Source organism: Streptomyces sp. S6, from assembly GCF_054880855.1.
Genome location: NZ_JBTYMC010000034.1, coordinates 1 through 13817 on the forward strand (window position 1 = coordinate 1; position 13817 = coordinate 13817).

Sequence of the window (13817 nt, forward strand, 5' to 3'; positions counted from 1 at the left end):
GTGGTGGCGGGGCCGGTGGCGCTTGCGCGGTGGGGGTTCCGGTTCGTGGCGGGGGGGTCGTCCGCAGAGCGGCGGGGTGTCATGACGGCTGCTCCGTCGGGGCGGCGGCGGCCTTGCGCAGGCTTCGTTCGACGCGGTCGGCGAGGCCCTTCGCCTCGTTGCCGAGGCCCGCCTGGGCGACGGCCGAGCCGGCTCCGGTGGCGGTGGCCTCCGCGGCGGGCTGGGGGGTGTCGACCGTGCGGTTGTCGGCCCAGCCCGAGACGGAGTAGACGACGACGGGGGCGTCCGTCAGCACCGACACGGACCAGGAGGCGCGCTGGGCGGTGCCGAAGCGGGCGGCGAGGGTGTCCGGGACGGCGTACGGGCGGGGCATGAGGTCGGCCCTGCGGGAGAGGCCCTCCTTCTCGAACCGGGCGTCCAGTGCGCGCATCGTCGCCGCGTCGGCCTTCGTGAAGAGGAGGCCGACGGTCGTCACGTAGCTCTGGGTGGCGTCGATGTACGTCGCCCTCAGGAGGCGGTCGCAGCCGACGGGGGTGAGGACCTGGGCGAGCAGCGGGTCGAAGGCGTTCTCGCAGCCGCCGTCCGGGGCGACGCCGATCCGCGTCCACGTCCGGTCCGCTCCGCCGGGCCCGGCACCCTGCCCGTCGACCGTCACCGGGAACAGCTGGTCCACCGGCACGCTGTGCCAGATCGCCGACGCCGCCGCGTAACTCCCCCCGGCCGCCTGCGCGTCGCCCCCGACGAGCCAGCTCCCGGTGACCGCGCCGCCCATCAGCCCGAGCCCCAGCACCACGCACGCCGCCGCGGCCACGACCCGCCCGCGCACCCAGGGCTCGCGGGGGTCCGCCTCCACGGGGGGCGTGTCCATCGGGTGGACGCGGGGGGTGGCCGTCCAGGAGAGGGAGGGGTCGGGGTGGGGGGCGGCGGAGCCGTACGAGGGCCGGGGCTGGGTCTGCGCTCGGGAGGACGGGGCGGGGGTGTCGTCGGACACCTCGGAGCTCAGCCGCCACACCGAGTCGGTGCGGGCCGCTGCGGGAGTGGGGGGCGAGACCTGGGGGGTCGGCCCGGGTTCGACCCGGCTGGTGCCGGGGCGTGCCGACTTCGGTGGGGTGGCGGGGCGCGGAGGGATGGTGCCGAGGGGGGTGTCCTGCGCGGTGCGCGAGGGGTTCAGGCTCTCTGAGACCGTACGGGACGGCGAAGGCCGGTCCTCCGGTGCCGGGGACGCGCCGGGGCGAGCCGGAGCGGGCCGCTCGGGGTCGTCCGGGACGGACGCGTCGGCGTCCCGCGCGGACTCCTCGCCCCCGGCTGCCGGGCGCGGCGGGACACCTGAACCGTTTCCGCGCACCGGATCCGCCGACGGCCTCTCCTCGGCGGAACCGGAACCGGCCGAAGCCGACGCGCGCGCGGGACCGGACTCAGCCGCCGAGGGATCCCCGGCGGCGCCGGGGGCTGGTGTGCCGTTGTCCCGGGGGAAGGGGATGTCGAACTCCGGGGGGCAGGCCGAGGACGTCGGGGTCCATGCGGGTGTGTCCGCCGGCATCGAGCGGGGCTCGTCGGAGGGCCGCTTCGGCGGAGGGGCCATCCGGCTGCGGGAGAACGGCGTCCAGGCGCTGCCGGCGGTGGGCGGACGAGGTGTGTCGGAAGCCGGTGCCGATGCCGGGGCGGCGGTCCGGGACATGTACGGCCGGACGACGCTGACGTCGAAGTCGGAGACGGCGGTGGAGCCGTCGATGTCCTGCTCCTCGCCGAGGCGTGCTCCCGGGCGGGGTGTGGCAGGTGTGGTGTCCGGGAAGCGGGCAGAGGCGACCGGCGGGGGAAACGTGTCCTGGGTGTCCGTGTTCACCTCGTCCGACGGCCGTCCGGGGCGCCGTCCGAAGACCCCGGCCCCCCGCACCTCGCGCCACAGCGCACCCCCCTCACCTGCGGCGGGCTCCGCCTCGTCCCACGCCTCGCCCCCCACGACCCGCCCCTCGCGCGAGGACACGCCCGTCTCGCCCGCCGGTCCCGTGATCCCCGTCCCCGCGGCAGAGCCCTCGCTCAAGGACGCCCCTCCCGAAACCGAACCCGTGTGATCCGCGGGAGGGCGCCGTGCTTCCGTGCTCAAGCGCACCCCCCGTTTTCCTCGTGCCGTGCGGACAGCGCCTGGCCCGGCCGACGGTGGTCCCCTCGGGCACGCATACCCGCACCGGCCGGCCGGCATCCCGGCACGGAATCCCGGCCGGAGCCGTTCCTCCATGCGTGCGCGTCACTCTACGGCCTGTCACCGGGCGAGGGAGAACCCGTACCGCCGCCCCGGGGCATCTGCCCGTATCGTCCCCCTACCCTGCGGTAATCGTGTCTGGCAGGCTTCGTCCATGACTGCGCGCGCCACCGACCGGGCCCGTTACGACCGGGCCACCGCCCATCTCGACGCTCCCCTCGCGATCGTCGATCTGGACGCCTTCGACGCCAACGCGGAGGACCTGCGCCGCCGGGCGGCGGGGAAGCCGATCCGGGTGGCGAGCAAGTCCGTCCGCTGCCGGGCGCTGCTGGAGCGGGTGCTCGCGAAGGACGGCTTCGCGGGGCTGATGTCGTTCACGCTGGCGGAGTCCCTGTGGCTGGCCCGCTCCGGCTTCGAGGACGTCCTGCTGGCCTACCCCTCGGCGGACCGCACGGGGTACGCGGAGCTGGCGGCCGATCCGAAGCTCGCCGCCGCCGTCACCGTGATGGTGGACGACGTCGCCCAGCTCGACCTGATCGACGCGGCGCGGGGTGACGGCCGTGAAGTGATCCGGGTCTGCCTGGAGTTGGACACGTCGTTGCAGATGCTGGGCGGCCGGGTGCGGATCGGCGCCCTGCGCTCCCCGCTCCGGTTCCCGGCCCAACTCGCCGAGTTCGCCCGGACAGTGACGCGTCGTCAGGGTTTCAAGCTGGTCGGCGTCATGGCCTACGAGGGTCATATCGCCGGTGTCGGCGACTCGTTGGCGGGTCGTCCCTTCCGGTCCCGCGCGATCCAGCTCATGCAGCGCACCGCGCGCCGTGAACTCGCCGAGCGCCGCGCCGAGGTGGTGCGCGCGGTGCGGGCCGTGGCCCCGGATCTGGAGTTCGTGAACGGGGGTGGCACGGGGAGCGTGGAGAGCACGGTCGCGGAGGACGCCGTCACCGAGGTGGCCGCCGGGTCGGGGCTGTACGTGCCGCGTCTCTTCGACAACTACACGTCGTTCACGGGCCGTCCGGCGGCCCTGTTCGCGCAGCCGGTGGTCCGGCGGCCCGGTGTGGGGATCGTGACGGTCCTCGGCGGCGGCTACCCGGCCTCGGGTGCGCCGGGTGTGGACCGGCTGCCGGTGCCGTACCTCCCCGAGGGTCTGCGGTACGACCCGCAGGAAGGTCCCGGCGAGGTCCAGACGCCGCTGCTCGGTGCCCCGGCCGACGATCTGCTGATCGGCGACAAGGTGTGGTTCCGGCACGCGAAGGCCGGTGAACTCTGCGAGCGTTTCGACCAGTTGCACCTGATCGAGGGGGACACCGTCACGGAGACGGTGCCCACCTATCGCGGCGAGGGCCACACGTTCCTCTAGAGCGGGGTCACGTACGCGCCCGAAATGCCGCCGTCCACGAGGAAGTCGGTCGCGTTGACGAACGAGGAGTCGTCGCTCGCCAGGAAGGCGACGGCGGCGGCGATCTCCTCGGCCTCGGCGAACCGGCCGACCGGGATGTGGACGAGGCGGCGGGCGGCGCGCTCGGGGTCCTTCGCGAACAGCTCTCGCAGCAAAGGCGTGTTGACCGGCCCCGGGCACAGCGCGTTGACGCGGATGCCCTCCCGCGCGAACTGCACGCCGAGTTCCCGGGACATGGCGAGGACGCCGCCCTTGGACGCGGTGTACGAGATCTGACTCGTCGCGGCGCCCATCCGGGCCACGAAGGACGCCGTGTTGATGATCGAACCCCGCCGCTGCTCACGCATGTAGGGGATCGCGGCCTTGCAACACAGGTACACGGACGTCAGGTTGACCTCCTGGACGCGCTTCCACGCCTCCAGGCCGGTCTCCAGGATGGAGTCGTCGTCGGGGGGTGAGATGCCCGCGTTGTTGAAGGCGATGTCGACGCTGCCGTACGTGTCGTAGGCGGTCTTGAAGAGCGCGTCGACCTGTTCGGGGCTGGTCACGTCGACCTTCACGAAGAGCCCGCCGACCTCGTCGGCGACGGCTTTGCCGCTGGTCTCGTCGACGTCGGCGCAGACGACGTTGGCGCCCTCGGCGGCGAGGCGGCGGGCGGTGGCGAGGCCGATGCCGCTGCCGGCTCCGGTGATGACGGCGGTACGGCCGACGAGGCGGCGGCAGACAGGAGTCTCGGTCACTGTGCGGGGTCCTCCGTGCTGATGAAGACGTTCTTGGTCTCGGTGAAGGCGGCGAGCGCGTCGGGGCCGAGTTCTCGGCCGACCCCGGACTGTTTGTAGCCCCCGAAGGGGGTCCAGTAGCGCACGCTGGAGTGGGAGTTGACGGACAGGTTGCCCGCCTTGACGGCCCGTGAGAGGCGCAGCGCGCGGCCCACGTCCCGGGTCCACAGGGAGCCCGAGAGGCCGTAGGGGGTGTCGTTGGCGAGGCGGATGGCGTCGGCCTCGTCGGTGAAGGGGAGCAGGACGGCGACGGGGCCGAAGATCTCCTCCCGGCTGGCCGGGGAGTCGGGGGCCTCTGCGGTCAGGACGGTCGGCGGGAACCAGAAACCCGGGCCGTCGGGGGCGTCGCCGCGCAGGGCGCCGGGGGTGTCGTAGGGGACCAACGACACCACGCGTTCGAGCTGTTGCCGCGAGATCAGCGGGCCCATCTGGGTCTTCTCGTCGGCCGGGTCGCCGACGACGACCGCCGCGAGGGCCTCGGCGAGGAACTCGCGCGCCTCGTCGTAGACGGACTCCTGGACGAGGATGCGGGTGCGGGCGCAGCAGTCCTGGCCGGCGTTGTCGAGGAACGAGAACGGGTCGAGGGCTTTTTTCAGATCGGCGTCGGCGAAGACCACGTTGGGGCTCTTGCCGCCGAGTTCGAGGGTGACCGGCTTGACCAGCCCGGCGCACCGCTCCATGACCTCGCGGCCGGTGCGGGTGGAGCCGGTGAACACGATCTTCGCGACGCCGGGGTGGTCGACGAGGGCGCGTCCGGCGATGCCTCCGTGGCCGGGGACGACCTGGAAGAGGTGCTCGGGAAGTCCCGCTTCCAGGGCGAGTTGAGCCAGGCGCAGGGCGGTGAGGGGCGTCGTCTCGGCGGGTTTGAGGACGACCGCGTTGCCTGCCGCGAGCGCCGGGAAGGAGCCCCAGGCGGCGATGGGCATGGGGAAGTTCCAGGGCGCGATGACGCCGACGACGCCGAGGGGTTCGAGGAAGGTGACGTCGATGCCGCCGGCGACCGGGATCTGACTTCCCGTCAGCCTCTCGACGCCGCCCGCCGAGTAGAGGAGGAGGTCGCGCGCGTTGCCCGCCTCCCAGCGGGCGTTGCCGATCGTGTGCCCGGCCTCGCGGACCTCCAGCTGCGCCAACTCCTCGATGTGGGCGTCGACTTGATCGGCGAACCGGCGCAGGAGGCGGGCGCGGTCGGCGGGCGTGAGAGCGGCCCACTTCTCCTGGGCCTTGGCCGCGCGGACGACGGCCGCGTCGACCTCGGCCGCGTCGGCTGCGGGGACGGTCGTGACGACGTCCCCGGTGGCCGGGTTGAGGACGGTCAGCTCGGACAATGCGTGGCCTTTCACAGTCGTGACTCGCGGTCTTTCTACAGCCGTTCGAAGGAGCGGCGCAGTTCCCAGTCCGTGACGGCCGCGTCGAACGCGTCGAGTTCGACGCGGGCCATGTTGAGGTAGTGCGCGACGACCTCCTCGCCGAACGCGGCCAGGGCGATGGGGCTGTGCTCCCACACCTCGGCGGCTTCGCGCAGGGTGGTGGGGACGTGTTCGTAGTCGCCGGTGTAGGCGTTCCCCTCGCAGGCGGCGGGGAGTTCGAGCTTGTGCTCGACGCCGTAAAGTCCGGCGGCGACGAGTCCGGCGACCGCGAGGTGCGGGTTGACGTCGCCGCCGGGGAGGCGGTTCTCGAAGCGCAGGGAGCGGCCGTGGCCGACGACACGCAGGGCGCAGGTGCGGTTGTCGCGGCCCCAGGCGGCGGCGGTCGGGGCGAAGGAGCCCGGCTGGAACCGCTTGTAGCTGTTGATGTTGGGCGCGTACAGGAGCGAGAAGTCGCGCAGGGCGGCGAGTTGTCCGGCGAGGAAGTGCCGCATGGTGTCGGTCATGCCGTCCGGCCCGGCGAAGACGTTGGCGCCGTCCGCGTCGGTCAGCGACAGGTGGATGTGGCAGGAGTTGCCCTCGCGCTCGTCGTACTTGGCCATGAAGGTGAGCGAGACGCCCTCCTGCGCGGCGATCTCCTTGGCGCCGGTCTTGTAGACGGCGTGCTGGTCGCAGGTGACGAGGGCCTCGTCGTAGCGGAAGGCGATCTCGTGCTGGCCGAGGTTGCACTCGCCCTTGGCGGACTCGACGACGAGACCGGCGGCGCCCATCTCGTTGCGGATGCGGCGCAGGAGGGGTTCGATGCGGCCGGTGCCGAGAATGGAGTAGTCGACGTTGTACTGGTTGGCCGGGGTGAGGCGCTTGTAGCCGGCGTCCCAGGCCTGTTCGTACGTGTCGCGGAAGACGATGAACTCCAGTTCCGTGCCGACCTGGGCGGTCCAGCCGCGTTCGGCGAGGCGGTCCAGTTGGCGGCGGAGGATCTGGCGGGGGGCGGCGCCGACCGGGGAGCCGTCCTCCCAGGCGAGGTCGGCGACGAGGAGGGCGGTGCCGGGGTGCCAGGGGATGCGGCGCAGGGTGGAGAGGTCGGGGCGCATCGCGAAGTCGCCGTAGCCGTTCTCCCAGGAGGACATGGCGTAGCCGCGGACCGTGTTCATGTCGGTGTCGACGGCGAGGAGGTAGTTGCAGCCCTCGGTGCCGTGCTGGAGCACCTCGTCGAGGAAGAACCGGGCGGCGAAGCGTTTGCCCTGGAGGCGGCCCTGCATGTCGGGGAACGCCAGGACGACCGTGTCGATCTCGCCGGCGGCGACCAGCGCGTGCAGGTCCTCGACGGGCAGCGGGGCTGTGCGGTCTGGCACGGAGGCTCCTCGGGGCTCGGTGACGTCCTCGGCTTCGGTGACCGCCGGGGGCCATGAAGCGTCCGGGAGTCATAAGGTATTGCTGAGAACCATTGCTTGGGAAGGGGGCACGGCCGGATGACCACGGAGAAACATGCGGGTACCGGGGACCGACTGACGCCGGTGCTGCGGCCGGTGCGGGCGGGGAACGGGTTCGAGGAGGCGCTGGAGCAGATCCTCCAGGTGGTCCGCCTCGGCCTCGTCCCGGGCGGTGAACGGCTGCCTGCGGAACGGGAGTTGGCCGAGCGGCTCGGCATCAGCCGGGTGACGCTGCGCGAGGTCCTCAAGGTCCTCCAGGACCAGGGGCTCCTGGAGTCGAGGCGGGGCCGGTACGGCGGTACGTTCGTCCTGCCCCGGGCGGCCGAGGCGGGCGGCGAGGACGAGCTGCGGCGCCGGATCGCCGAGGTCGACATCGAGGACGTCCTGCGGTTCCGCGAGGTCCTGGAGGTCGGCGCGGCAGGTCTGTGCGCGGTCCACGGGCTCACGGACGCGCAGTCCGTCCGGCTGCGGGAGGCGCTCGCGGGCACCCACGACGCCCCCCTCGCCGACTATCGCCGCCGCGACACACTGCTCCACCTCACCCTCGCGGAACTCTGCGGCTCCCCGTCCCTGACCGCGCAGTACGCCGCTGTCCGCGCCCAGGTGAACGACCTCCTGGACTGCATTCCGCTGCTGGTGCGCAACCTCGAACACTCCCAGCAGCAGCACGAGGCGCTGGTGGAGGCGGTGCTGGAGGGGGATGCGGACGCGGCGCGGGAGATCATGCGGGAGCACTGCGGGGGGACGGCGGCGCTGCTGCGGGGGTTCTTGACGTGAGGGGGACGACACGGGAGGCGGCCGCCGGGCTCCCCACCTGGGCACTCCCGCCCCGGGGCTTCCTCTTCCACCCCCGGTTCCTGTAAAGGTATCCCTGGAGTCCATTACCTGGAGGGTTCATGGCCGGCGTGCCTCTCATCGGTGTCAGCACCTACCTGGAACCCGCCGCGAGCTGGCGCGTCTGGGAGATGGAGGCGGCGCTGCTCCCGGCGGGCTATCCCCGGCTCGTCCAACAGGCCGGCGGTATCGCCGCGATGCTCCCGCCCGACGCCCCTTCCCGCGCCGCCGCGACCGTCGCCCGCCTCGACGCGCTCGTCGTCTCCGGCGGCCCCGACGTGAACCCCGCCCTGTACGGCGCCGAACCCGACCCCCGCACCGACCCGCCCGCACACGCGCGGGACGCCTGGGAGACGGCACTGATCGAGGCCGCCCTCTCCACCGGCGTCCCCCTCCTCGGCATCTGCCGTGGCATGCAGCTCCTCAACGTCACCCTCGGCGGAACCCTCGTCCAGCACCTGGACGGACACGTGCAGTCCCCCGGCACCTTCGGCACCCACACCGTCACCCCCGTACCGGGCACCCGCTACGCCTCCCTCGTCCCCGAGCCGACCAGCGTCCCGACCTACCACCACCAAGCCGTCGACCGACTCGCCCCCGACCTCACCGCATCCGCCCACACGGACGACGGGACCGTCGAGGCGGTCGAGCAGGCGGGGGGGTGGGTGCTCGGGGTCCAATGGCACCCCGAGATGGCGGACGACCTACGGGTGATGCGGGCGTTGGTCGAGGCGGCGGGCTGACCTACCCGCATCCGCAGCTACTCCAACGCCGCGTCCCCTTGGGCCTGTTGGAGGGAGTGCGGGGCTGCATCAATGTGCGGCTCCGCCGCGCGGCACGATCAGCCACAACACACTCGCGCTCCCCCACACACCGCCACCCACTCCTTCAGGGGCGTGGGGCTGCATCAATGTGCGGCTCCGCCGCAGGGCGCGAACAACCACGACGCACCCGCACCCACCCGACAACACCAGCCACCCCCACCTGAGGGGCGCGGGGAACTGCGCAAAACCCACAACGCACCCGCACCCACAACCCGCCCCAACCCCCCTCACCCCCGAGTCAACGCCAACAACTCCCGCGCAGGCCCCACCGGCCGGTGCCCCGCTCTCCACACCGCTCTCAACTCCCGCCCCAACGCGACCCCTTCAACCGGCACGGACACGAGCCGCCGCAGCGCCAGCTCCTCCCCCACGACGAGTTCGCTCAGTACGGCGGGCCCAGCTCCGCTCACTGCGGCGGCCTTCACGGCGGTCGTGGAGGACAGTTCGATCAGGGGGCGGGCGGAGACGCCTCCGAGCGCGGCGTCAAGGACCTGCCGAGTCCCGGAACCCTTCTCGCGAAGGATCAGCGCGGTGGCGGCCAGCTCCTCCCCCCGGACCGCCTTCCGCCGCCGCCCCCAGGGATGCCCAGGCGCGACGACGACGATCAGCCGGTCATGCCCGATGACGGCGGAGTCCAGCCCGCCCGGCACGGTCAGCCCCTCCACGAACCCGAGATCCGCCTCACCCCCCAACAGCCGCTCGGCCACACTCGCGGAGTTCCCGGCGAGCAACGACACGGCCGTATCCGGCCGCCCCGCGCGCAACGCCAGCAACCACCCCGGCAACAGGTACTCGGCGATGGTCATGCTCGCGGCCACCCGCAACCGCGAGTCCCGCCGGTCCCGCAACGCCTGCGCCCCCACATCGAACGCCTCGGCCGCCTCGACGATCCGCCGGGCCCAGTCGGTCACGAGCGCCCCCGCGTCGGTGAGCCGGGACCCCCGGGGCGACCGGTCCACCAGCGCTACCCCGAGTTGCCGCTCCATGGACCGAAGACGGCTGCTGGCGGCAGGCTGAGTGATCCCCAGTTCCCGCGCGGCACCCCCCAGACTCCCCACCCGGGCGACCGCGAGCAACAGCTCCAGCGCCCCGAGCTCAGGCACCCGGTGCGCGAGCGAGACCACCACCCCGTCCTTACCCATAACCCCAGTTTATGCCCGCCCCACAACCCACCGGAAAGAATCACCCCAGGTCACCCCCCTGACCCCGCCCCCCTACCGCTGCTTCCCGCCCCGAACCGCCTCGATGTGCTCGGCGACAGCCACCACCAGGATCCGCGTGTCGGGAACGGTCGCCCGCCACCGATGCCGCACCCCACCGGTCAGATACAGCGTGTCCCCCCGCCCCAGCCGATACGCCCGCCCCTCCGCCTCGATCTCCACGGCCCCGTCGGCGACGTACATCAACTGGTCGTTGCGGTACTGGAATTCACGCCCGGCGTCATGGTCCCCGGTGAACTCGGTGGCATGCATCTGATGATGCCCACGAACGAGTGACCGCGCCTGCGGCGCACCCCCCGCCTCCGCCTCGTCCGCCCGGACGACATCGACACTGCACGCGGGATCCGCGGCGGCGAGCAACTCCACGGCGGTGGTCCGCAGCGCGTCCGCCACCTTCTCCAGGGACGCCGTGCTCGGCCGCGCCCGGTCGTTCTCGATCTGGCTGAGGAAGGGAACGGACAGCCCACTGCGCTCGGCGACAGCGGCAAGCGTCAGTTCGAGCGCGTGCCGACGCCGCCGCACGGCCGCACCCACTCGCAGGGGCCGTTCTTTGTGGTCGCCCATCGCTCCGGCTCCCTCCTTCGGCTCGTCGGCCACGCCCCTCGGATACCCGCTCTCGCACCTACCCGAGCACACGCCGTCTGATGAGTTCTCTGCACCCTACGCATGTTCCGCAAACCGTTTCATGTGCCCGTCACATCGACGACACACCCGGTCACGTCCGACGCACGGGTTCGCGCCAGTGGATCACACGAGGAAAGCGCGCGGAAACGGTGCCCGCACCCCCGGCGGGTCGCGAGCGTACGCCCCGTACGCCCCGAAGTCACCCGTCCGGCCCCGGGTGGGGGTGCCGAAGGGTAACCTCGGGGCAGGGCATCGCTCTGCGTGGTTGGCCGAATCCCTACCGTGCGTCAGCGGCAAACTCCACCGGCGCCCACTTCTCCGCCGCCCCGGGGTTCGCCTTCAGCCACACCCGTACCGCCTCCTGCTCCTTCCCCTTCCCGGACTTCTGGAGCTGCGCCTCCAGGGACGTCAGCTGCGCCTCGCTCATCCTGAAGTCCTTCAGCCACCGGGCGACCTCGGGCCGGTCCTCGGCGAACCCGGACCGGGCCAGCGTGTGCACCCGGTCCCCCGCACCCCACGCCCCCCGCGGATCGGCCAGCTTCTTCAGCCCGTACTCGCTGTACGCCCAGTGCGGTGACCACAGCGTGACCACGATCGGCTGCTTGCGCGCGTACGCCCGCTTCAGCTCGGCCAGCATCGCGGGCGTCGACCCGTCGACGACGTCGTACCCGTCGAGCCCGTACCCCTTGACCACCTTGTCCTTCAGCAGCCCCATCATCCCGGCGCTCGGCTCGATCCCCACGATCCGCCCGCCGAACTCCGAGGCCCGCCCCTTCAGGTCGGCGAGGGAGTTCACGTCCTTCACGTACGACGGGACGGTCAGCTCCAGGGACGTCGGCCCGTACCAGGAACCGAGGTCCTCCAGGCGGTCCCCGTACTTCTTCCAGTACTCGGCGTGCGTGGTGGGCAGCCAGGAATCGGTCTGGAAGTCGACCTGCCCGGTGGCGAGCCCGGTGTAGAGGGGCCCGGCGGCATACTGCGTCGTCTTCACGTCGAACCCGCGCTCCTCCAGGAGCTCCTTCCACAGGTACGTGGACGCGATCCCCTCGTCCCACGGGATGTACCCGATCCGGATCTCCGCCCCCGACGCGTGCGCCGGGGTGCCGCTGCCGCCGAACACCCCGAGCCCGCCCGCGACGACCGCGAGCACCGTCGCGCAGGACACCGCGACCGCCGGGCGCGGCCGGTACGACCAGGCGCTCGTCCGCGCCTTCGCGGCGGCCCGCCGCCCCAGCGGCGAGAGCCGGGTGCCGAGCGCGCCGGTCATCCGGTCGAGGTAGATCGCGAGGACGACGATCCCGAGCCCGGCCTCGAACCCGAGCCCGATGTCGAGCTGCCCGATGGCCTCGTTGACGGCGCCGCCGAGCCCGCCGGTGCCGACCATGCCGGCGATGACGACCATGGACAGGCCCAGCATGATGACCTGGTTGACGCCCGCCATGATCGTCGGCAGCGCGAGCGGCAGCTGCACCCGGAAGAGGGTGTCGCGGGGCCGCGTCCCGAACGCCTCGGCGGCTTCGACGAGTTCGGCGTCGACCTGCCGGATCCCCAGCTCCGTCATACGGACCCCCGGCGCGAGCGCGAAGATCAGCGTGGCGATCACACCGGCCGGCACTCCCATGCCGAAGAAGAGGATCGCCGGGATCAGCAGGACCATCGACGGCATCGTCTGGAGCAGGTCGAGCACCGGGCGCAGCGCGGCGCTGACCGTCTTCGAGCGGGCCGCCCACACGCCGAGCGGGACCGAGATCACCAGCGCGATGAGGGTGGCGACCAGGACGAGGGACAGCGTCGACATCGCGCGTTCCCACAGGTCCAGCGAGTCGATCAGCGCGAACCCGGCGAACGACAGCACGCCCGCCGCAAGGCCTCGCAGCCACCACGCCAGCACGGCGAGGATCCCCGCGAGCAGCAGCGGCTCGGGCGCGTTCAGGACGGCGTCGAGGACGTCGTACAGCCCCTCGACCACCGCTTTCACGGCGTCGAACAGCCAGGCCAGGTGGGTGACGAGCCAGTCGACCCCGGAGTCGACCCAGTCACCGAGGTGGAGCCTAGGCACGGTCCGCCCCCTCCTGAGCCATGAACCCGACCAGCAGGTCCGAGGTGACGACGCCGACGACCGTCCCCGCGTCGTCGACCACCGGCACCGGGTGGTCCACGCGCGCGCAGATCGCGCACAGCTCGGTGAACGGCGTGCCCGGCGCCGCGGTCGCGCAGCCGCAGTCCGTGTCGTGGCGCCCGGCGTCGGTGTCCATCACGGCGGACGCCGTCAGCACCCGGGAGCGGTCGACGTCCTGGATGAAGGAGGCGACGTAGTCGTCCGCAGGGCGCAGGAGGATGTCCTCGGCGGTGCCGTTCTGGACGATGCGGCCGTCGCGCATGACGGCGATCCGGTCGCCCAGGCGCATCGCCTCGTTGAGGTCGTGGGTGATGAACACGATGGTTTTCTTCAAGGTCTTCTGGAGCGTGAGGAGTTGGTCCTGCATGTCGCGGCGGATCAGCGGGTCGAGCGCGCTGAACGACTCGTCCATCAGGAGGAGGTCGGCGTCGGTGGCCAACGCGCGGGCGAGGCCGACGCGTTGTTGCATGCCTCCGGACAACTCGTCGGGCCAGGAGGTCTCCCAGCCCTCCAGTCCGCACAACTTCAGCGCCTCGGTGGCGCGTCGGTCGCGCTCGGGGCGGGGGACGCCCTGCACGGCGAGGCCGTACGCCGCGTTGTCGAGGACCGTGCGGTGGGGGAAGAGCGCGAAGTGCTGGAAGACCATGGAGACCTTCCGCGCACGCACCTCCCTCAGCTCGCGGTCGTCGAGCGCGGTCAACTCCCGTCCGTCGATGCGGACTTCGCCCGAGGTCGGGTCGAGGAGCCCGTTGAGCATGCGCAGCAGCGTCGACTTGCCGGAGCCGGACAGGCCCATGACGACGAAGATGCTGCCGGGTTCGACGGTGAAGGAGGCGTCGATGACGGCGGGCATGGCGCCGTCGCCGCGCAGTTCGTCGCGGCCCTCGCCGCTCTTGAGCCTCTCGACTGCCGCGTCCGGTTTCCTGCCGAACACCTTGTACAACTGGTCTGCCTCTAGCCTGGCTGACACGCGGACCTCTCCGGTCGGGGACATGGCCGGGAGCGCAACCGGTTGCCGTACACG

Annotated in this window: 11 protein-coding genes; 3 read left to right on the top strand and 8 right to left on the bottom strand. The window is 72.2% G+C overall.

Going from position 1 to position 13817, the window contains the following annotated elements:
• Positions 1-79: 79 nt before the first annotated feature.
• Positions 80-2041, bottom strand: a complete 1962-nt coding sequence (locus tag ACVNF4_RS07455) for a hypothetical protein (protein ID WP_461801886.1) — start codon at positions 2039-2041, stop codon at positions 80-82.
• A 313-nt stretch (positions 2042-2354) separates the two neighbouring features.
• Here ACVNF4_RS07455 and ACVNF4_RS07460 point away from each other — a divergent pair, with 313 nt between their 5' ends.
• A complete protein-coding gene (locus ACVNF4_RS07460; RefSeq protein ID WP_461801887.1) occupies positions 2355-3557 on the top strand; it encodes an amino acid deaminase/aldolase in 1203 nt (400 codons plus the stop codon).
• Here the strand turns inward: ACVNF4_RS07460 and ACVNF4_RS07465 are convergent.
• The 3 genes from ACVNF4_RS07465 to ACVNF4_RS07475 are packed head-to-tail and all read right to left on the bottom strand — an operon-like array spanning position 3554 to position 7094.
• Entirely contained in the window at positions 3554-4336 is a 783-nt protein-coding gene (locus ACVNF4_RS07465) for a 3-oxoacyl-ACP reductase (RefSeq protein ID WP_461801888.1), read from the bottom strand. The genes ACVNF4_RS07460 and ACVNF4_RS07465 overlap by 4 nt on opposite strands.
• A complete protein-coding gene (locus ACVNF4_RS07470; protein ID WP_461801889.1) occupies positions 4333-5700 on the bottom strand; it encodes an aldehyde dehydrogenase family protein in 1368 nt (455 codons plus the stop codon). Before ACVNF4_RS07470 ends, ACVNF4_RS07465 begins: the two co-directional genes overlap by 4 nt.
• 35 nt (positions 5701-5735) lie before the next feature.
• Positions 5736-7094: a glutamine synthetase family protein gene (locus ACVNF4_RS07475; protein ID WP_461801890.1), complete on the bottom strand. Its 1359-nt coding sequence runs from the start codon at positions 7092-7094 to the stop codon at positions 5736-5738.
• Between the two features lie 117 nt (positions 7095-7211).
• Here ACVNF4_RS07475 and ACVNF4_RS07480 point away from each other — a divergent pair, with 117 nt between their 5' ends.
• Together ACVNF4_RS07480 and ACVNF4_RS07485 are read left to right on the top strand one after the other, a co-directional pair.
• The gene (locus ACVNF4_RS07480) at positions 7212-7949 is read left to right on the top strand and encodes a FadR/GntR family transcriptional regulator (protein ID WP_461801891.1); all 738 of its coding nucleotides are present in this window, start codon (positions 7212-7214) and stop codon (positions 7947-7949) included.
• Positions 7950-8068: 119 nt separating this feature from the next.
• Complete coding sequence (locus ACVNF4_RS07485; protein ID WP_461801892.1) at positions 8069-8749, top strand: gamma-glutamyl-gamma-aminobutyrate hydrolase family protein; 681 nt, start codon at positions 8069-8071, stop codon at positions 8747-8749.
• A gap of 308 nt (positions 8750-9057) precedes the next feature.
• Here ACVNF4_RS07485 and ACVNF4_RS07490 read toward each other — a convergent pair whose 3' ends face one another.
• From ACVNF4_RS07490 to ACVNF4_RS07505, 4 genes are all read right to left on the bottom strand, one after another.
• The gene (locus ACVNF4_RS07490) at positions 9058-9972 is read right to left on the bottom strand and encodes a LysR family transcriptional regulator (RefSeq protein WP_461801893.1); all 915 of its coding nucleotides are present in this window, start codon (positions 9970-9972) and stop codon (positions 9058-9060) included.
• 72 nt (positions 9973-10044) lie between these two features.
• Positions 10045-10614, bottom strand: a complete 570-nt coding sequence (locus tag ACVNF4_RS07495) for a helix-turn-helix domain-containing protein (protein WP_461801894.1) — start codon at positions 10612-10614, stop codon at positions 10045-10047.
• Between the two features lie 337 nt (positions 10615-10951).
• Positions 10952-12733, bottom strand: coding sequence for an ABC transporter permease/substrate binding protein (locus ACVNF4_RS07500; protein ID WP_461801895.1), 1782 nt, complete (start codon positions 12731-12733; stop codon positions 10952-10954).
• The gene (locus tag ACVNF4_RS07505; protein ID WP_461801896.1) at positions 12726-13763 is read right to left on the bottom strand and encodes a quaternary amine ABC transporter ATP-binding protein; all 1038 of its coding nucleotides are present in this window, start codon (positions 13761-13763) and stop codon (positions 12726-12728) included. Before ACVNF4_RS07505 ends, ACVNF4_RS07500 begins: the two co-directional genes overlap by 8 nt.
• Positions 13764-13817 lie beyond the last annotated feature (54 nt).